Source organism: Anaerococcus sp. Marseille-P3915, from assembly GCF_900258475.1.
Classification (GTDB): domain Bacteria; phylum Bacillota; class Clostridia; order Tissierellales; family Peptoniphilaceae; genus Anaerococcus; species Anaerococcus kampingae.
On record NZ_LT984887.1, the window covers coordinates 371,486 to 388,960 of the forward strand.

Below are 17,475 nucleotides of genomic sequence, written 5' to 3' on the forward strand. Positions count from 1 at the left end.
TATGCTAGATAGAGAAATTAGAGAGAGGCTGGGAAGCCTTGCCCTCAATATTGAAAATAATTATAAGATATGGCTTGATTGCTACCATGGGGAACCCTTTTGGCTTAGCAATCCAAATGACGCTGATAATTCTCAATCCTTGAATTTGTGTGCGGCTATATCATCTGAGCTTGCAAGGCTTACGACCATGGAGCTTGAAACTAGGGTTGATGATGAAGACCTTGATAAGATATATCAGAAATTTATAAGACATGTTAGAAAGTTTACTGAGTATGGTCTGGCCTTGGGTGGTATCATAGTTAAACCTTATGTTGAGGACTTAGAAAAACAGCTTATTGATATAGATATCGTACCTGCTAATAAATTTATAGTCCTTGGCTTTACAAGTTTTGGAGAAATAAACCACATTGTTTTTATAGATAGGATCAAGAAAAAAGATAAGAAAGATAAGGATATTTTCTTTACCAGGCTTGAAGAACACAAGATAGGTGATGAATATCTAATCACTAATACCGCTTATCTATCAAATAACCAAGAGGTTTTAGGGGATAAGATAAGCCTAGAAGTAGTGGAAGAGTGGGCGGATATGACTGAAAAAATGACGGTAGAATCAGATAGGCCATTATTTGCTTACTTTAAAAACCCACAAGCTAACAACCTAGACCTAGATTCCAACGAGGGTATATCTTGTTTTGCTAGAGCCTTATCTTTGATACAAGACGCAGACGAGCAGTATCAAAGGATTATGTGGGAATATAAGGGTTCTGAGCTTGCTATTGACGCCGATATAACAGCCCTTAAAAATACTAATGAACTTCCGGCCGGTAAGGAAAGATTATTCAGGAACCTTGGACTTGATATGGGAGATGGGGGCCGTGATTTCTATAAAGTGTTTAGCCCTCAGATAAGAGATTCTTCACTTTTCAACGGCTTAAATGGAATAATAAAAAAGATTGAATTTCTTTGCGGCCTAGCTTATGGAACCTTATCAGACATGGAGTTCACCGCTAAGACAGCTACTGAAATCAACACCAGTCAACAAAGGTCTTATTCAACCGTTAAAGATATACAAAATGAGCTAGCAAAATGCTTAGAAGATTTTGTCGAAGTATTAAAATATTGGTGTAAGGAGTTAGGTACTCCTTTTAAAGACGATTGCCAAGTGTCCTTTGACTTTGATGACAGCCTTGTAGTGGATTCTGAAACTGAACAAAAGATAAGGCTCCAGGAAGTGGCAGCGGGTATTTTAAAACCAGAAGCCTACCTAAAATGGAGATACGGCGTAACTGATGAGGAGCTAAAAGAAATACAAGCGGGAGTGTCAGAAGACAGAAGCGACGTAGCTGAGGAAGAATAATGCTAAGCCCAGAATACATGGAAAGGGTAACCGACCACCTAATAGTATTATATCAAGGATTAGAAGATGATATCCTAAAGGATATAGCGGATAGGATAAAAAAGAATGGTTACTTAACGGCCACAGCAGAAAGGCAAGCCGAAGTATTAATTGAAAGCGGCTATACAACTGATGAAATAGAAAGTCTTTTGAAACCTCATTTTGAAGACATAGACGAAGAAATAACCCAAATAATAAATAAATCAGGCCTTAAACATTATGAAGATGAGGCCAAGGCTTATAGGGTTGTAAATAAGAATTTGATTGATCTAACCCAAAACAAACACGCGGAGAACACAATAAACAATGCGGTTGATAGGTTAATTAAAGGAAATGCAAACATAACCCAATCATTAGGGGTTGTCTGCAATGGAGAGAACGTAAAATTAAATAAATTCTATAAAGATAAGCTAAACCAAGCGGCCTTTAAGGTTGCTAGTGGTGCTTTTTCTGGTCAGCAGGTAGTTAGAGGCCTAGTCAACGATTTATCTGAATCAGGAATAAGAGTTATTAACTATCAGAATTCAGGAAGAAATTATACAGTAGAATCGGCGGCAAAAATGCTTGTAAGAACTACTATAAACCAAATGACTGGAGAAATATCTTTGTCTAACGCAGAGGATATGGGCCAAGACCTTATGGAAATATCGGCCCACGCTGGAGCAAGGCCATCGCACGCAGAGTGGCAAGGACAAATTGTTTCCTTGTCTGGTGATAATGATAAGTATTTAAGCTTAGATGATATTGGATATGGAGATGTGGCTGGATTTATGGGTGCTAATTGCAGACACAACTGGTATCCATTCTTTGAGGGAATATCAGAAAGGGCCTGGAGTCAAGAAATGTTAGACAATATAGATCCGGAGCCTTTCGAGTTCGAAGATAAGGAATACACCTATTATGAGGCAACCCAAAAGCAAAGACAAATAGAAAGAACTATTAGAAAATATAAGCATAGGGTTATGATGTATGACAAGGTAGGAGATGATGAAAGTAAGCTTATAGCCCAGGTAAGATTACAAAGACAAAGACAGCTTTATAAAGACTTTAATAAAGCTGGTAAACTGCGTCCTACTACTGTAAATACTAACGTTTACGGGTATAGTAAGAATAAGTATTTTGAAGAATTAAAACAAAGCAATAGGTATAAAATATATAAAGAAAGAATATCAGGAACTTACTGGAATAATGCAACCTTTGCAAGTGAAAAACTGCGGAATAAACACATAGACAAGCACTTAAAAGAATTTGATAATTTGAGTGAAGAAGAATATTTACAAAAAGCAAGAGACTTATTAAATGCTGAGCTATCGGATAATATTAAGGGATTCATGACTCAACAAAAATTTATATTTAAGTATAATATAAAAAACAATGAATTTGCAATAGGTAGTAGCAAAGGATTTATATCTACTTATTTCAAACCTAAACCAGGTATAAAATATTGGGAAGGAGAGACTAAAAAATATGAAATATTCAAATGATGAGGAAATGATTTATCCTATTGACTGTCCAGTTTGTGGGAATAAAGTTGACTTTTTTGATATTTGTACAGTTTGCGGATACCAGAATAGTGGGGATAAAGAAAAAATCGGAGATCCTATTGGACCTAATAAGGTCACACTTAAAGAAGCAATTGAAAACTATAAAGAACTTGGTATTTCTGACCCAAATGATGATTATTGTAAAATTATTTTAAAAGAAAGAAATAAAAATGATTGAAAATTTTAAAATCATATTAAAAATTCTAACATCTTTAAACAAATCACTTGACGAAGAATATTTTGATTCAGACTTAATATCTGCTAGTACACTAGGAATTACAGAAATGAGAAGAAATAATCTTCTTGAAATGTTATATGACGCTGGTTATATTAAAGGATTGACAATCAAGTATTATGTAGACGGAGACTTTGTAGTTACTAATTTAGATAAAACTAAAATAACTTTAAAGGGTTTAGAATATTTAGAAACTAATACAATATTTAAAAGGATTCAAAAAGCGGCAAAAGGAATTAACGAAATGATTCCTGGAGCATAGAAATATTAGACTAAGCACGCTAGCGATTGTTAGATGTGCTTTTTAAGTACGAATTTATCTATTATTTAATTATTTTCTTGACTCGCTACTAAAACAGTAGTACTATTGTAGTGCGAGGAGGGATTAATGGCAGATAAAGTATTAAACTTCAAAATACCTGAAGAATTGCACAAAAAAATAAAAGAAGAAGCTGATAAAAAAAGCTTATCGATGGCTGCATTAGTCAGGTTGATATTAATTGAATATTTTAAAAACAAGTAAAGAAAAAGACGGCATACCCGCAAAAGTACTAGCCGTCTTAGCAAGAAACTCTATTTATAAATATAAATACAGTGTTTCTTTATCAACATTGTACTATAAATAGCGGTTTCTTTCAATATGAAAGGACTTAAAATGAACGGATTAGTGCAAGTAAAAAATGACAAAGATTATGGACTAATTACAACCAGCAGAATAGTTGCTGAAGGATTAGATAAAAGACATGACCATGTTTTAAGGGATTTGGAAAGAATTTTAGAAACCCCAAATGTGGGTTCTCTGATTATTCCAACAACTTACAAGGTAAAAGGTCAAAAAAGAGAATACAAAGAATATCTACTCACAAAAGATGGTTTCACTTTATATATGTTTAATATCCAAGGATATAATGATTTCAAAATGGCATATATAAATGAGTTTAATCGTATGGAGAGACTTCTTAATGGTGAGCAACTAGAGTTAGAAGCCTACAAGTTAGAAAAGAAAACCTACAAGGGTAAACCTGTTATGACTGTAAGAGATATAGTTTATTTAACTGGACAAACTAGAGATTCTTTAAATTGGGCAATTAAAAGGGATGGCTTAGGTTTGTTGCTACAAGGTAGGTCTCTTGAAGATTTTAGAGAAGAAAATAGTTTTGTTTTAGGAGCAACAAGAAGATTAAATATTCTTTTCAATGAAGATGTATATGAGCTGACAAAAAATCAAAATATACCTGGAGAAAAGAGAAATAGAATTAATGAATATTTCAATAATCCATCTCTTCCTAGAGAGGAAAAGAGTATAAAAGTAAAAGATGTTGAAATATTACAAAAAGTAGAAAAGTTGAATACCTTGTATTTTTTAATACAAAGATTTGGTATTGATGAAAAAATGAAAGGTGATATAACTGAAATAATTTCAGAAAGATATGTAGAACTTGGATTTTTAGACCATAAATGCAGAGATTTGAGTGTGCATACTCTTGAAGGTTGGAATTTAGGTTGTAAATTTCAAAATTTTAAAATGATGATTATAAACAATTAAATAGTATTAAATTAGGAAGCTTTCGAGCTTCCTTTTTCTATGGGAAGATACCTAAGTGGAAAACGGGGCGGTCTGTAAAACCGTTAGCTATGCTTTCGTGGGTTCGAATCCCACTCTTCCCACCATGGTCAAGGCGGACCTAAAATGCTGGAATGTTACTAGTCTAAAGTCACAGCGACGACTTAAAAAGCTTAGGAATAGGAGATTTTATGAAGACAGAAGAACTCAAAGAAATAGGACTAAATGATGAACAGATAGCGGCGGTTTTTAAGCTAAGAGGTCAGGAAGTAGAAAATTATAATAATTTAAAAAATGAATATGAGACCTTAAAAACTGAAAACGAAAACTATAAGTCCCAAGTAGCAAGTGCAAACGAGCAAATAGAAGCCTTTAAAGATATGGATATAGACTCAATAAAGGCAAGCGCCGAAGAGTACAAAACCAAGTATGAAGAAGCACAAATCAAAGCTAAGGAAGACATCGAAAGAATTAATCTAAATAATGCTATTGATCTAGGATTAGTAAATGCTGGGAGTAGGAATCTTAAGGCGGCAAAAGCTTTGCTTGATATCGATAGTTTAAAGGATTCTAAAAACTTAACTGATGATTTAAAGGCACAAATTGAAGGACTTAAAGAATCTGATTCTTACCTATTTAAAGGACAAGAAGAACCAAAGCAAAGGGGCATAGGTAAGTCAAGTTCTATAGGTGATAAAGAGCTTAAGGATATGACTTATGAAGAAATGCTTCAAGCTAATAAGAAAGGTGTTTTATAGGAGGAATTAAATGCCAAAATTATTTGATAAAACTTATTTTAACCCAGAAGTATTTGAAAAATACGTCGACACAATCGAAAGAGAAAGAACAAACGAACTACTTACATCATCTGCCATTGTAGAAAGGGCAGACCTAAAAACTAGAATGGACGAACAAGTAGGCGGTAATATTATAGTTACACCAATTGCCGGAATTCTATCAGGGGACGCTGACAATTACGACGGACAAACAGATATTAAGTCAGACTCAACAAATACTTTCTACCAAAAGAGAGTTGTTATTGGTAGGGCGCACGCTTGGACTGAAAAAGACTTTGTTTTTGATATTACAGGCGGACACGATCCAATGAGAACTGTTGCTAATCAACTTTTAGATTGGTGGGCAGACCTTAAACAAGATTCACTTCTTGCAATCCTTGAAGGTATTTTCTCTATGTCAAAGGCAGAGGACAAGAAGTTTGTAGACGGCCACACATATAAAGATGATGTATTCGGTCAGGTAACCTTAAATAACGCACTACAACAAGCCTTTGGAGCTAGAAAGAAAAACTTTGCGGCTGCTATTATGAACTCTGCCGTTGCAACTCAATTAGAAAACTTAAATCTAATTCAATATGCAAAATACACCGACGCTAGAGGAATAGAAAGACCACTTGCCTTGGCAAACCTTAACGGTAGACCAATCATTATTGATGACTCATTGCCAATAAGCAAAGAAGGGGAATATACAACTTATATCTTTGGCCAAGGAGCTTTTGAATATACTAAGGCTGGTGCTAAAGTTCCTTATGAAACCGACAGAAACCCAATGAAGAACGGTGGCGAAGATACACTATACACCAGAGATAGGTTCTGCTTTGCTCCAAGAGGTATCTCATTTACTGAGGCTTCTATGGCGTCACTATCACCAACAGAAGAAGAACTTAAGAAGGGTGCTAACTGGGAAGTAGTTAAGAATGAAGATGGTACATTCCCACTTAACCAAATACCAATAGCAAGAGTCCTAACTAAACTTGAAGCTAAAAAGCCAGCAGGGGAATCAGGCAACCCAGCAGCTTAATTCAGAAAGGGGTTAATTTATGTTAACCTATGAAGATTTTATTAAAAAAAATCCTAGAGTAGACCTGCCAGAGGGCCTTTTTACGTCCTTACAAAGGAGAATTAGAAGGCGTATAGACTTCTTAACCTTTGAAAGAATAAGGAAAAATGACAAAGACCTACAAAAAAGAATAGATGACGTTACTCAAGATATAATTAACCAGCTTTATTTTAATAATAGGGAGCTTTTAATTGATTCGGAGGGTAATTCATCTAGTAATATAAAATCGGAGTCTGTGGGCGAATATAAAGTGGAATACGCACAATCAAATTCCTTGTCAGTAGATAAAAAAGATGGATTAGTGGCAGGTCTTATTGATCAAATGATTAAAGAGGCCTTTGTCCATACTGGCCTAATGTATAGGGGCGTTTATTGATAACTAACGCCAAGGTTACAATCATAAAAAGAATGGTTGTAGATAGACAAAACGTGTATAAACCCCTAAGAACTTACCCTTGCCACTGGGAAGAGACTAGAGGGATTAACACTAACCGCACTGGTAGGAGCAAGGATGATATTGACGAAATAACCTGCTATATACCAAACGAGCTTTTAAGAACTGTTGACGTTGAAGACCTAGTAATCAGAAATGATGAAGAGATAGATATTGAAGAACTAAAGACAGCTAAAGAATATCAGAAGAAATACAAGGCTAAAATAGTAACAGTATCTGATGTCTTCGACTTCGGTTCTGCTAGTATGCAGCATACAAGGATAGGGGCCAAGTAATGATAAATTTTTCAAAATTTGACTTCGACCAGGTTAAGGCCTTAAAGAAAAGAGACCTTGAAACAGGCGGAGAAGTACAAAAATTTATAGATAGTGAGTGTATAAGGAGAATGGATCCTTACACTCCAAAAGACCACGGTGACTTGATAGGAGCTGCAACAAGCCAAACTAGCATAGGTTCTGGGAGAATAGTCCAACAGATGCCATACGCTAAAAGGTGGTATTATGAGCCAGCTAAGTTTCAGGAATCACCAAGAAGAGGAAATAGGTGGTTTGAAAGAATGAAATCAAACCACAAAGACTCGATACTCAGAGGTGCTGCAAGTATAGCGGGGGCAAAAGCAAAATGAAATCAATTATAGAAAGTATAAGGGAATATTTTTTAAAATGTCCTTATCTAGAAGACGATGTAAGGCTTAGTGTTGATTTTCTAGGAGACCAACCCTTAGAGTATGGAATTTACACTGAGCCTATAAGTCCAACAATTAAAAAATATGTAGACGGAGATGAGCTTAAACAATTTGGATTTATCTTCACTACTAGAAGTCACATGAGCGGAGATTTAGTTACACAGCTAGAAAACTCTGCTCTTTTTGACAATTTGATTGAATGGATCCAGGAGATGAATTATAAGAAAGAGTTTCCGGAGCTTGAAGGTGATAAGTATCCAACCAAGCTTGAAATTATAACAAATGGTTACTTGTCTAGTGCCGATGTCGGTTCTAGTCAATACCAAATACAGATGAGATTAGTTTATATGGAGGTAAACAATGGCTGAAGCTAAAACATTACAAAATTTAAAAGAATTTAAGGGCCTAGTATTAAGGGCTGATGTAGTTTCCTTTATGGAAGTAGAAGATAAATATTATAGAATGAAAGGTTTTACCGACCTTCCAACATCTAAAGAAACAGAAGAATATTCAAGAAAATATGTCGATGAGAAATCAGAAAGAACTGCCGTTACTGGTATGACTTCAACAACCGACTTCACTCTAGATAGGTATAAAGATAATCCGGTACACGACAGAATTCAAGAAGTATTTGATAAAGAGCAATTAGCAGATGACGCTACAGTTAATATTGTAGTCGTTGACTTTTCTAAACCAATTGAAGGACAAGAAGGCAAATTTTATGCAATTAAGAGAAACCACACTATAGTTCCAGACTCTGCAGGTGATGGTACTGACGCTTACCAATATTCAGGCAGCTTTAAGGCTAATGGTCCATCTATTGAGGGTTATGCGGAACTAGGAGATAAGGATTCAGACTGGCTAACAATCAAATTCACTGAGGGTGAGCCTACTGCGTCTACATCTTCAAGGACAGCTTAAGTTAATTATTTAGGGGCTAGATGCCCCTTTTTCTTTTCAAAAAATTAAAAATAAAGGAGTAAATTATGGCATTTAAAAGACAAAAAAGACAAGTAATTAAATTTGAATTTGAATATCAAGATATTAACGGAGATACTCAATTACTAAAATATGAAATTGAGCATGACACAGATCTAGCTAAAAAGCTGACAGCTATAGGTGAATTAGACTTTGAAAAGATGTCTTCAAACGAATCTAAAGAAGCCCTAAGAAAAGCCTTTGATACAATTCTTGGCCTTGGGGCAATGGATGATATCCAAGAAAAAGTATTCGACGGAGATGAATTACTCCTTACTGACTATTTAGGAATAGGAAATTATCTTGTAGAAGAAGTTGACAAGGCAAATAAGGAATTAGAAAAGCTTACAAATACTTTTAGCATTGGCAAAAAAGAAAATGTAATCGATGGAATTATAGTTGATGAAAAGTGAGCATTCTAACTAAAGGCCTACCAAATACAATAGACGTAAGCGGCAGAAAGGTAGCTATAAATACAGATTTTAGGGCTTGGATTAAATATGAAGAAGTAATGCTAAAGGAAGATGAAAAAGCCCAAAGCCAGGTATTAGAAGTTATTAATACTTGTTTGGCGGAGGGGTTTAAGATTTCAAGCCTTGATGAATTAGAAAGCTTATTTGACGGGTTCTTATGGTTTTATAGCCTAGGTAAAAAGACAGACGGTATCAACAAAATAAAGGAAGAAGATGAAAAGGAGTCAGAATTTACTAACTCTAGCCTTGTTTACTCTTTCGAGCATGACTGGGCCTATATATATTCTGCCTTTATGGAGTGTTACAATATTAATCTTCTTACTGCCAATCTTCATTGGTGGGAATTTAAAGCCCTTTTTGAGGGACTAAACCAAAAATGTCTATTTTCAAGAATTATGTCTTTTAGATCCATGAACATCACTTCGAAGATGAGTAAGGATGAAAAGAAATATTATAGGACGATGAAAAAGATTTATGCTTTGCCAGATGAAAGGACAGTAGAAGAAAAAGAAAATTCTTTTGCTAGGTCAATGATGGCAAGCATGCAAATTTAAAGAAAGTGAGGTGACATATGGCAAGTGATGGTAAACTGCTATTTGATACCAAGTTAGACACCTCAGGATTTAAAAGCGGCCTTGCTTCCCTATCTTCTATGGCCACCGCAGCTGGTAAGGGTTTTAAAAGTATAACAAATAAGGCTGTAGATGGTATAAAAACTAGTTTTAAGGCGGCGGGGTTAGCTGCCGCAGGATTCGGAGCCTACTCAGTAAAGGCTGGTGCTGAATTTGACGCAGCTATGAGCGAAGTCGAGGCAATATCCGGAGCCTCTGGCAATGAGCTTGACGCTTTAAGAAACAAAGCTAAGGAAATGGGTGCAACAACCAAGTTTTCTGCGACTCAATCAGCCGAAGCCTTAAAATACATGGGTATGGCAGGCTGGAAGAGTCAAGAAATGCTTGACGGTCTTCCTGGGATTATCAATTTGGCCGCTGCAAGTGGTGAGGACTTAGGTCTAGTCTCAGATATTGTCACCGACTCATTAACCGCCTTTGGTCTACAAGCAAAAGACACAGGAAGATTTGTCGATGTTTTGGCGGCAACCTCAACCGCTTCAAATACTAATGTATCAATGCTTGGCGAATCCTTTAAGTATGTTGCACCTGTTGCAGGGGCATTAGGATATAAGGTGGAAGATGTATCGGTCGCCTTGGGATTGATGGCCAATGCTGGAATTAAAAGCAGTCAAGCAGGAACTTCCTTAAAGACTGCTTTATCTAGATTATCAGCACCAACCAAGCAAGTAGCGGCTGAAATGGAAAACCTTGGTATCTCAATAACTGACTCTAACGGACAAATTAAGCCTTTTAATAAACTTATGGGTGAAATGAGGCAGTCCTTTAAGGGTTTAAGCGAAGACCAAAAGGTTCAAGCGGCAACAACTTTGTTTGGCAAAGAGGCTATGGCTGGAATGTTGGCCATAATAAATTCTAGCGACGCGGATTTTGAAAAGCTAACTAACAGTATTAACAATTCCACTGGAGCGGCCAAAGAGATGGCAAGGGTTATGAATGATAACCTAAAGGGTGATATAACCATCCTTCAATCAGCTTTAGAAGGTTTAGGAATATCACTTTTTGAGAATGTCGACACTCCCTTTAGAGATGTTGTTCAATCGGTCACTAAACAAGTTGATAGACTTAACGCTGTAGTTACTAGAGATATAAGTTACCTTCCTCAGGCTATAGGTGATATGATAGCCGAAGGGGCAGTTGCTATTGCTGAAAAAGCTCCAAAATTTATTGAGGCTGGTAAAACCATTATTTTAAGTCTCTTAGATGGCTTACAAAATAATTCTGATAGCTTAGCTTCGAGTGCGACAGAGATAATAACAAGCTTAGTTACCGCCTTTATGGAGGTTGGAGCAAGGTTATTTGAAGTCGGCGGAGAGATATTAATAAAACTAGCCGAAGGGCTAACCGCCAAAGCGCCTATTTTAGTACCAAAGGCCATTGAAATTATAGGCAAACTTGCTGAAAGCTTTAATAAAAATGCACCTAAACTTATAAAGGTTGGTATAGACCTTATAAAAGCAATAGCAAAAGGGATTGCTGAAAATCCTGATGTGGTAGCTAAAGCGGTTCCTCAGATACTAAAGGCTTTAGCAATAGCCTTTGCAGCCTTCAAGGGAGCAAGCATAGCTAAAAGCATGATGGGTTCTCTAGCTAAGGGAATCATGGGCGAAAAAACTTTGGTCAGCGAGTCGGCAAATGGGGTTATAAATTCACTAATACAAGCTTTTAACAGTAAAGGCTTAAAACTTAATGATACAGGCGGAAAACTTGTAGACCTCTTAGCAAAAGGAGTATCAAGCAAGGCCAGTATTTTAAAATCAGCTGGATCTAAAACTATAGGACCGCTGATGACTGGAATAAAAACAGGGTCTAGCAAGCTTGCTGGAATTGGAAGCAACATTGTTGGCGTCTTATCCAGCGGAATAAGTAAAGTTGGCGGAAGCAAGCTTTTAACAGTTGGTGGTGGCTTAATAAAGGCTATAGGCGGAGGCCTTATGAAGGGCCTAACATTGATAGGCGGTATAGGGGCTAAAATAATAACGGTTCTTGGTACTGTATTGTCAAATCCTGTTGGTCTTGCAGTAGCTGGAGCTGCCCTTATAGGCTTTATAATCAAAGGTTTTAATCTTGATTTACCAAAGATAGCAAACTCTGCCGGAAAAATTGTCGGCTCAATTGCAAACAAAATAAAGCAAGGAGCTTCGAAGTTAATCGACGCTGGTAAGTCGATGGTTAATAAAATCGGCGAGGGTATCAATGCAACTAAGAAATTCTTTGCTGAAGTCCAATCCAAAGGACTTATATCTGTGCTTCAAAGTAAGCTAAAAGCTGGAGTTAACAAGCTAAAAGACATCGGCAAAGGCTTTATAGATGGAATTAAAGAAGGCTGGGACTCAAACGAGAAGAAAGTAGCTGATAAAGCTAAAAAGCTTCCCGACCAAGTGAATAAATCTGTAAATAGTTCTGATACGGAACCAACTGGCGAAAATATGGTTATGGGCGTGGTTGAGGGTCTAAAAAGCGGAAGTACAGACATAGCCACAGCCTACAAAGACCTAATTCAAGGTGGAGTTTCAGACTCAGACGCCAGGGCAATTATAAGGCAAGAAGGAAAGGCAAGCGTTGAGGAATATGCCCAAGCAGTATATGAAGGCTCAGGAAATGTAAGGAGTGCTTACACTGCCCTTAGGACATCCGGGCTAGAAACTATGGAGGCGGCCGAACAATTCTTCGAGATAGCAGGCCTTAACTTAAACGGTTTTGTGAATGGAGTTGAAGAAGGCGGTCAGACCTACCGTGAAAAACTAAAAGAGATGATGGACTCAGGAATGAGTGAAATCGAAGCGGTAGAGAAATTGACAGAAATAGCTCTTAGAAATATGCAGGGCTTCAAAGATGGTACAAGCGAAGGGGCTGAAGGAATCATAGAAGAATTTACTACTATGATGAAAATGGGCCTTGATGAAGTTGAAGCCTTTGATGAAATGTATGCAAAGGGTCAGATAAATGTTGACGCCTTTGGCCAAGGTTCGGCTGCAGGAAAAGAAGCGGCTTTAGCAATTTATAGGCAATTAAGAGATTCTGGATTATCATCTGTAGAGGCTGTTCAAGCCATGCATGAAATGGGGCTTTTAAATGTGAATGGCTTTGCTGACGGAGCTAACGCTGGCAAAATCAATGTAGAAGCCGCTTACCAAGCCTTAAAGGCACTAGGTCTAAGCGAAGCTAATATTGCTGAAATATTAAAACGAATAGGAGCTGAAAATGTCGGTGCATTTGGTGAGGGTGTAAGTTCTGGCCAAGGAAGTGTAGCGGAGGCTTACAATAATACTTTTGCTAATCCATTAGAGGCACGTTCTTCTTTAATTTTTGACACTGCTAATCAACAAGGCCATGATACTGGTTCAAAATTCGCAGGTGGTATTGAATCTTCAACAATGGAAGTTACTTCTAAGTCACAAGCTTTAGGTCAAAGCGCCATAGAGAAACTTCAAGGTGGCGAAGGTGAAGCTACTCAAAAAGGCCAAGAATTAGGGGAGCAATATGCAAGCGGTATAGACGCTTCAAAGTCCGTTGTAGACGCTAGTGCAACAAACATAGGTAAAGACGTAGCCCAATCACTAAGTAATCAAGCCAGCGACTTTAACCAGGCGGGTAAAACTGCAATGGAAGGTTATAGTTCAGCGATAAGTAGCGAATCAAGTAAGGTTGTAGCAAGCATTGATAAGATGGGTTCATCTATACAAACAAGCCTTACAAATACCTCTAATGTCGTAGCACAAAATGCAACAAAGATGATGAACACTTTAGCTAGTAACGTAACTAGTGGATCAAGTAAAGTTCAAACATCTTTTACAAACATGCAGAATAAAATCAACTCTACTATTACAAGTATGAGTTCTAAAACTATTAGTCAAACTAAATCGATGATGGATAACGTCACTAATACTATTACTACCGGCACAAATAAGATTAATACACAATTTACCCAGATGGGTAGCAAGATTAATACAACCATCAATAATACTTCTAACCAAGTGAAAAATGCTGCGGACTCCATGATGAATGGATTTGTAGCTAAGGTTACAAACGGAAGCAATAAGGCTAAATCTACTGTGAAATCAACGTGTTCTCAAATGGTAAGTACGGTTAACGGCTACAAGGGGTCCTTTGCTAATGCTGGATATAACCTTATGGCGGGTCTTGCTAATGGTATATATAACGGCAGGTCAGGAGTAATCAACGCCTCAATAAATGTTATGAGGTCCGCTGTTAATGCTGCAAAAAGAGCCGCAGGAATTCACTCCCCTTCAAGAGTATTTAGAGATGAAGTCGGTAAGATGCTTACCCGTGGTATGGGAATAGGTATCGAGGATGAAAAAGGCTTTGTAGTAGACAAGGTAAAAGCCACTATGGAGGCTATAAGAAATAAGGCTAAGAATGCAGTTCTATTTGATAATAAAAGAATGGGTGCAGATCTGGCCTATAATTTAGCTGGAGGATCTATACAAAATAAACAACAAGTCGATGTACAAGTTACAAACGGAGCTGTCACAAGCGTAATAAACCTTGATTCAAGAGAGATTGGCAAGGCTGTAACTCCTATAGTAAGCCAAGAAATAAGCAAGGAAAGGAGGCGTAGAGGATGATTAAGACTATAAATTTAGTTAAGGATATAGGCTATTATGGTGCACACCTTTTAGCCTATCCGGACATAGGAAATACCAAAATAGAAAGAGACACCTTTGTTTCAGATACTGGCATAACCTTTTATGGAAATGAGAGGCCGTCCTTTACACCTCTTAGTTTCTCTATTGAATTTAAAGGCGAGAAGGAAACCATAAGAGAAAATAGGAACAAATTATCTAGGATATTAGAAAAGGTGAAAATAACTTTTGATGATGAAATATTCTACAAGGGAAGGTTCTTAGGAGAAAAAATCGACACTAAGCACTTTTTTGAAGTAGTAGAGTTTTCTGGCCAAGCTATAGCTAGCCTTGATACCCAAAGCACCCTGATACCTATTAATGAAACTGTAACCATATATAACAGAGGTAATCTTTTAACACCTTGTAGGATTATACTAGAGGGTAAGGGAGAAAATATTAAAATTACAGGTTTTGAAAGTGATATTAAAATAAATAAATTTACTGATACACTTGTTATAGACTCTGAAATGGGATTCTATAAGTTAGGAGCAGAAACAAGCATTGATATGCTAGAGTTCCCTTATATAAAAGAAGAACTAAATATTAAGCTTACTGGTCAAGGAAATTTCACTTGCAAGTTAGAATTTGAAGGCAGGGTTATATGTTAGTAGTCAATGGAAAAACCAAAGAAAGATTTCCCTATGCTGCCTTTAGAAACACTTGCATAGAGTATGAAATAAATGTGCTTGATAGGCTAATATTTGAGATACCAAAGCAATATAGAAATGTCTTTGATGTAGAACACCTTGTCGAGTTTAAGAAAGACAATACTTGCCAAGAATTTATAGTTAAAAATATCGAGCCTTTTTACGACGGCTACAAAATAGAAGGTTTTGCCAATAATTCTGACTGGCAGGAAAAATTTAATAAAAGCCTTAATTTCTCTTATAAAGGGATTAAAGATGTGCTTGATGTAATAACACCCGCAGGCTGGAAATATGTTGTCCTAGATGATATTAAGACAAAAAGAACCATAACCGGAGACCATAAAACTAGCTGGGAAATATTTGAAGAACTTATTAAGAAGTATGAAGTCGAATACAAATTAGATGCCCATTTAAAAACAGTAGTTATAGGGAAAGAATTATCTCAAAATAAAGACATATACTTAACCGCTTCCCTTAACCTAGAAAAACAAGATATTAGTGTAGAAAACTTCGAATTTGCCACTAGGATTATTCCAGAGGGAATGAACGGCCTTAAAATCAATCAAATTAATAACGGCCTAGACTATTTGGAGGATAAGAGTTTTTCTGATAAAACAATAACTTACTATTGGAAAGATGAAAGATACACCAATATAAAAAACTTAAAAGATGAGGCAGCAAGGAAGCTTAAAATTTTATCAAAACCTAAGACGGTTATAGAATTAAAAGCGAAGGACTTAAAAGAATCTATTGATCAATACGACCAAGACTTTAAAACAAATGATTTAAGATTTGGTATTGGTGACTATGTATATTTGATAGATAAAGATAGGAAAACCAAAGAGAAGTTCAGAATTTTAAAATTATTAAATTATCCTTTTAAGACTATGGATAATGAAATCACCTTGTCGAATAAGCCTCAAACCATTATTGATGATTTAGATGAAGCAATAGACCTCACTAATCAAATGTGGGAGGAAACAAGGGTAAGGTTTGAAACTACTGAGGATTCTATTGAAGCGAGTGTAGCCACAAGTAGGAGATACACAGATGATAGTTTCAAGACTTATAAAACTGAAAGAAAACAAACTGATAGTCAAATATATGAGTCTATAACAGAAGCGACCACCTATGTAGATCCAGTAACTGGGCAGACTAAGCCTATAATTGATAAGCAACTAGAGATAGACAAAACTATTGATGGAATAAATATATCGGTTAAAAATCAAATCGAAGACGTGGAAGGCATTATTGGTAAGCTAGATGAGAAATACCCTAGCATTGCTGATTTGCACCAGGTTTCAGATGATATCAATAAGAAAATTTTATCAGTAGAAAGTGATTTCAAAATTAAAAATGATGAAATTTCAAGCACTATTACAAGCATAAGTACTAGTACAAATAATAAAATAAAAAGTCTTCAAGATGACTTAAATTCTGGCGTGCCTCTAGGAACGAAGCAGTTTATAGAAAAAAACTATGCAACTATAAGTCAAACTAATGATAGCATAGTTAGTTCGGTAGGCAAGGTTAAGGCAGAGGTAGACTCTGAATTTAAAGAAGTTAGAGGTCTAATCAGTCAGACAAATTCTACAATTGCCCAAACAAACGACATGATAAAAACAGAAGTCAGCAAGCAGATTCCTGATATAAGCGGAGTAGAAGATAAGGCAGACCGTGCTATAAGGGCTGCTGCCGTAGCTCAAGGAGAGGTTGCTGGGAAGGTTACCTATACTGACTTTAACTCATACAAAAAACAAACAGCTGAAATGATAGAAAGCAAAGTAAGTGCAGGTGAGGCCTACTCTTTGATAAGGCAAGAGGTTAAAAATATCAAGATATCAGCCGACCAAATAGACCTTACTGGTAATGTAAGTGTGGTTGGTGATTTTAAAACATCATCTTATGGGAAACGAGTTCATATAGAAGGTTCGGAAATTAAGTTTTATGATGATTACAGTAGTTTTATAGGCAAAATGGGAATTGACAGAGATGGAGCTTTAAATCTAAACGGAGCATATGATCAAGAAGGTTCCATAAGTATAAATTCACCTTGGACGATAGATTATACTAATTTTAGTAATCAAACCGTTAAGTCATACTTATATGGTGATTGGGGAGCAACTAACTTTTACTCTTTTTCTTTATCGACTAGATATATATTTGTAGATAGAGACTTAACAGTTTATAACGACCAAGAAGTGGGTGGTGATTTAACAGTAAGAAAAAAAATTAACCTTGGTTATAGCGCTTATATAAAGTTAAACCCTGCGGGAACGCAGTTGTGGATAGGAAGAACTTATGATAGCTATGATTTTGTTATAGATTTCAATGAAAAAAAGACTTTCTGGGCCTAGGAGG

At 36.3% G+C, this 17,475-nt stretch carries 18 protein-coding genes and 1 tRNA gene; all 19 read left to right on the plus strand.

Annotated features, from left to right (window positions below):
- Window position 1: 1 nt before the first annotated feature.
- The 19 genes from C8269_RS01825 to C8269_RS01910 all read left to right on the plus strand — a co-directional run bounded on the left by C8269_RS01825 (window position 2) and on the right by C8269_RS01910 (window position 17,471).
- The gene (locus tag C8269_RS01825) at window positions 2-1,357 is read left to right on the plus strand and encodes a phage portal protein (protein WP_106460150.1); all 1,356 of its coding nucleotides are present in this window, start codon (window positions 2-4) and stop codon (window positions 1,355-1,357) included.
- On the plus strand, window positions 1,357-2,880 hold the full coding sequence (locus C8269_RS01830) for a phage minor capsid protein (protein ID WP_106460151.1): 1,524 nt from the start codon (window positions 1,357-1,359) through the stop codon (window positions 2,878-2,880). The genes C8269_RS01825 and C8269_RS01830 overlap by 1 nt, the downstream gene beginning before the upstream one ends.
- Window positions 2,864-3,118: a CPCC family cysteine-rich protein gene (locus C8269_RS01835; protein WP_106460152.1), complete on the plus strand. Its 255-nt coding sequence runs from the start codon at window positions 2,864-2,866 to the stop codon at window positions 3,116-3,118. Before C8269_RS01830 ends, C8269_RS01835 begins: the two co-directional genes overlap by 17 nt.
- Window positions 3,111-3,437: a YjcQ family protein gene (locus C8269_RS01840; protein WP_106460153.1), complete on the plus strand. Its 327-nt coding sequence runs from the start codon at window positions 3,111-3,113 to the stop codon at window positions 3,435-3,437. Before C8269_RS01835 ends, C8269_RS01840 begins: the two co-directional genes overlap by 8 nt.
- A gap of 126 nt (window positions 3,438-3,563) precedes the next feature.
- Window positions 3,564-3,698: a toxin-antitoxin system HicB family antitoxin gene (locus tag C8269_RS10775; protein ID WP_154539297.1), complete on the plus strand. Its 135-nt coding sequence runs from the start codon at window positions 3,564-3,566 to the stop codon at window positions 3,696-3,698.
- A 132-nt stretch (window positions 3,699-3,830) separates the two neighbouring features.
- Window positions 3,831-4,721, plus strand: coding sequence for a Rha family transcriptional regulator (locus C8269_RS01845; protein ID WP_106460154.1), 891 nt, complete (start codon window positions 3,831-3,833; stop codon window positions 4,719-4,721).
- Between the two features lie 41 nt (window positions 4,722-4,762).
- A tRNA-Tyr gene (locus C8269_RS01850) sits at window positions 4,763-4,846 on the plus strand.
- 84 nt (window positions 4,847-4,930) lie between these two features.
- A complete protein-coding gene (locus tag C8269_RS01855; RefSeq protein ID WP_106460155.1) occupies window positions 4,931-5,497 on the plus strand; it encodes a phage scaffolding protein in 567 nt (188 codons plus the stop codon).
- A 10-nt stretch (window positions 5,498-5,507) separates the two neighbouring features.
- Complete coding sequence (locus tag C8269_RS01860) at window positions 5,508-6,557, plus strand: phage coat protein (RefSeq protein WP_106460156.1); 1,050 nt, start codon at window positions 5,508-5,510, stop codon at window positions 6,555-6,557.
- Between the two features lie 19 nt (window positions 6,558-6,576).
- Window positions 6,577-6,972 carry a hypothetical protein gene (locus C8269_RS01865; RefSeq protein ID WP_106460157.1) on the plus strand — a complete coding sequence of 132 codons (396 nt, stop codon included), beginning with the start codon at window positions 6,577-6,579 and terminating at the stop codon, window positions 6,970-6,972.
- Window positions 6,969-7,325: a DUF6751 family protein gene (locus tag C8269_RS01870; protein WP_106460158.1), complete on the plus strand. Its 357-nt coding sequence runs from the start codon at window positions 6,969-6,971 to the stop codon at window positions 7,323-7,325. Before C8269_RS01865 ends, C8269_RS01870 begins: the two co-directional genes overlap by 4 nt.
- The gene (locus C8269_RS01875) at window positions 7,325-7,675 is read left to right on the plus strand and encodes a minor capsid protein (protein WP_106460159.1); all 351 of its coding nucleotides are present in this window, start codon (window positions 7,325-7,327) and stop codon (window positions 7,673-7,675) included. The genes C8269_RS01870 and C8269_RS01875 overlap by 1 nt, the downstream gene beginning before the upstream one ends.
- Window positions 7,672-8,103, plus strand: a complete 432-nt coding sequence (locus tag C8269_RS01880) for a hypothetical protein (RefSeq protein WP_106460160.1) — start codon at window positions 7,672-7,674, stop codon at window positions 8,101-8,103. The genes C8269_RS01875 and C8269_RS01880 overlap by 4 nt, the downstream gene beginning before the upstream one ends.
- Window positions 8,096-8,656: a hypothetical protein gene (locus C8269_RS01885; RefSeq protein WP_106460161.1), complete on the plus strand. Its 561-nt coding sequence runs from the start codon at window positions 8,096-8,098 to the stop codon at window positions 8,654-8,656. The genes C8269_RS01880 and C8269_RS01885 overlap by 8 nt, the downstream gene beginning before the upstream one ends.
- A gap of 65 nt (window positions 8,657-8,721) precedes the next feature.
- The gene (locus C8269_RS01890) at window positions 8,722-9,126 is read left to right on the plus strand and encodes a hypothetical protein (protein WP_106460162.1); all 405 of its coding nucleotides are present in this window, start codon (window positions 8,722-8,724) and stop codon (window positions 9,124-9,126) included.
- Complete coding sequence (locus tag C8269_RS01895) at window positions 9,123-9,740, plus strand: Gp15 family bacteriophage protein (protein WP_106460163.1); 618 nt, start codon at window positions 9,123-9,125, stop codon at window positions 9,738-9,740. Before C8269_RS01890 ends, C8269_RS01895 begins: the two co-directional genes overlap by 4 nt.
- A gap of 17 nt (window positions 9,741-9,757) precedes the next feature.
- On the plus strand, window positions 9,758-14,407 hold the full coding sequence (locus tag C8269_RS01900; RefSeq protein WP_106460164.1) for a phage tail tape measure protein: 4,650 nt from the start codon (window positions 9,758-9,760) through the stop codon (window positions 14,405-14,407).
- Window positions 14,404-15,075 carry a hypothetical protein gene (locus C8269_RS01905; protein WP_106460165.1) on the plus strand — a complete coding sequence of 224 codons (672 nt, stop codon included), beginning with the start codon at window positions 14,404-14,406 and terminating at the stop codon, window positions 15,073-15,075. The genes C8269_RS01900 and C8269_RS01905 overlap by 4 nt, the downstream gene beginning before the upstream one ends.
- Window positions 15,069-17,471, plus strand: a complete 2,403-nt coding sequence (locus C8269_RS01910; protein WP_106460166.1) for a phage tail protein — start codon at window positions 15,069-15,071, stop codon at window positions 17,469-17,471. The genes C8269_RS01905 and C8269_RS01910 overlap by 7 nt, the downstream gene beginning before the upstream one ends.
- Window positions 17,472-17,475: the final 4 nt, after the last annotated feature.

Excerpts from the sequence above, each read along its gene's own strand:
- C8269_RS01825 (WP_106460150.1), top strand. The coding sequence starts at position 2 with ATGCTAGATAGAGAAATTAGAGAGAGGCTGGGAAGCCTTGCCCTCAAT.
- C8269_RS01830 (WP_106460151.1), top strand. The coding sequence starts at position 1,357 with ATGCTAAGCCCAGAATACATGGAAAGGGTAACCGACCACCTAATAGTA.
- C8269_RS01835 (WP_106460152.1), top strand. The coding sequence starts at position 2,864 with ATGAAATATTCAAATGATGAGGAAATGATTTATCCTATTGACTGTCCA.
- C8269_RS01840 (WP_106460153.1), top strand. The coding sequence starts at position 3,111 with ATGATTGAAAATTTTAAAATCATATTAAAAATTCTAACATCTTTAAAC.
- C8269_RS10775 (WP_154539297.1), top strand. The coding sequence starts at position 3,564 with ATGGCAGATAAAGTATTAAACTTCAAAATACCTGAAGAATTGCACAAA.
- C8269_RS01845 (WP_106460154.1), top strand. The coding sequence starts at position 3,831 with ATGAACGGATTAGTGCAAGTAAAAAATGACAAAGATTATGGACTAATT.
- C8269_RS01855 (WP_106460155.1), top strand. The coding sequence starts at position 4,931 with ATGAAGACAGAAGAACTCAAAGAAATAGGACTAAATGATGAACAGATA.
- C8269_RS01860 (WP_106460156.1), top strand. The coding sequence starts at position 5,508 with ATGCCAAAATTATTTGATAAAACTTATTTTAACCCAGAAGTATTTGAA.
- C8269_RS01865 (WP_106460157.1), top strand. The coding sequence starts at position 6,577 with ATGTTAACCTATGAAGATTTTATTAAAAAAAATCCTAGAGTAGACCTG.
- C8269_RS01875 (WP_106460159.1), top strand. The coding sequence starts at position 7,325 with ATGATAAATTTTTCAAAATTTGACTTCGACCAGGTTAAGGCCTTAAAG.
- C8269_RS01880 (WP_106460160.1), top strand. The coding sequence starts at position 7,672 with ATGAAATCAATTATAGAAAGTATAAGGGAATATTTTTTAAAATGTCCT.
- C8269_RS01885 (WP_106460161.1), top strand. The coding sequence starts at position 8,096 with ATGGCTGAAGCTAAAACATTACAAAATTTAAAAGAATTTAAGGGCCTA.
- C8269_RS01890 (WP_106460162.1), top strand. The coding sequence starts at position 8,722 with ATGGCATTTAAAAGACAAAAAAGACAAGTAATTAAATTTGAATTTGAA.
- C8269_RS01900 (WP_106460164.1), top strand. The coding sequence starts at position 9,758 with ATGGCAAGTGATGGTAAACTGCTATTTGATACCAAGTTAGACACCTCA.
- C8269_RS01905 (WP_106460165.1), top strand. The coding sequence starts at position 14,404 with ATGATTAAGACTATAAATTTAGTTAAGGATATAGGCTATTATGGTGCA.
- C8269_RS01910 (WP_106460166.1), top strand. The coding sequence starts at position 15,069 with ATGTTAGTAGTCAATGGAAAAACCAAAGAAAGATTTCCCTATGCTGCC.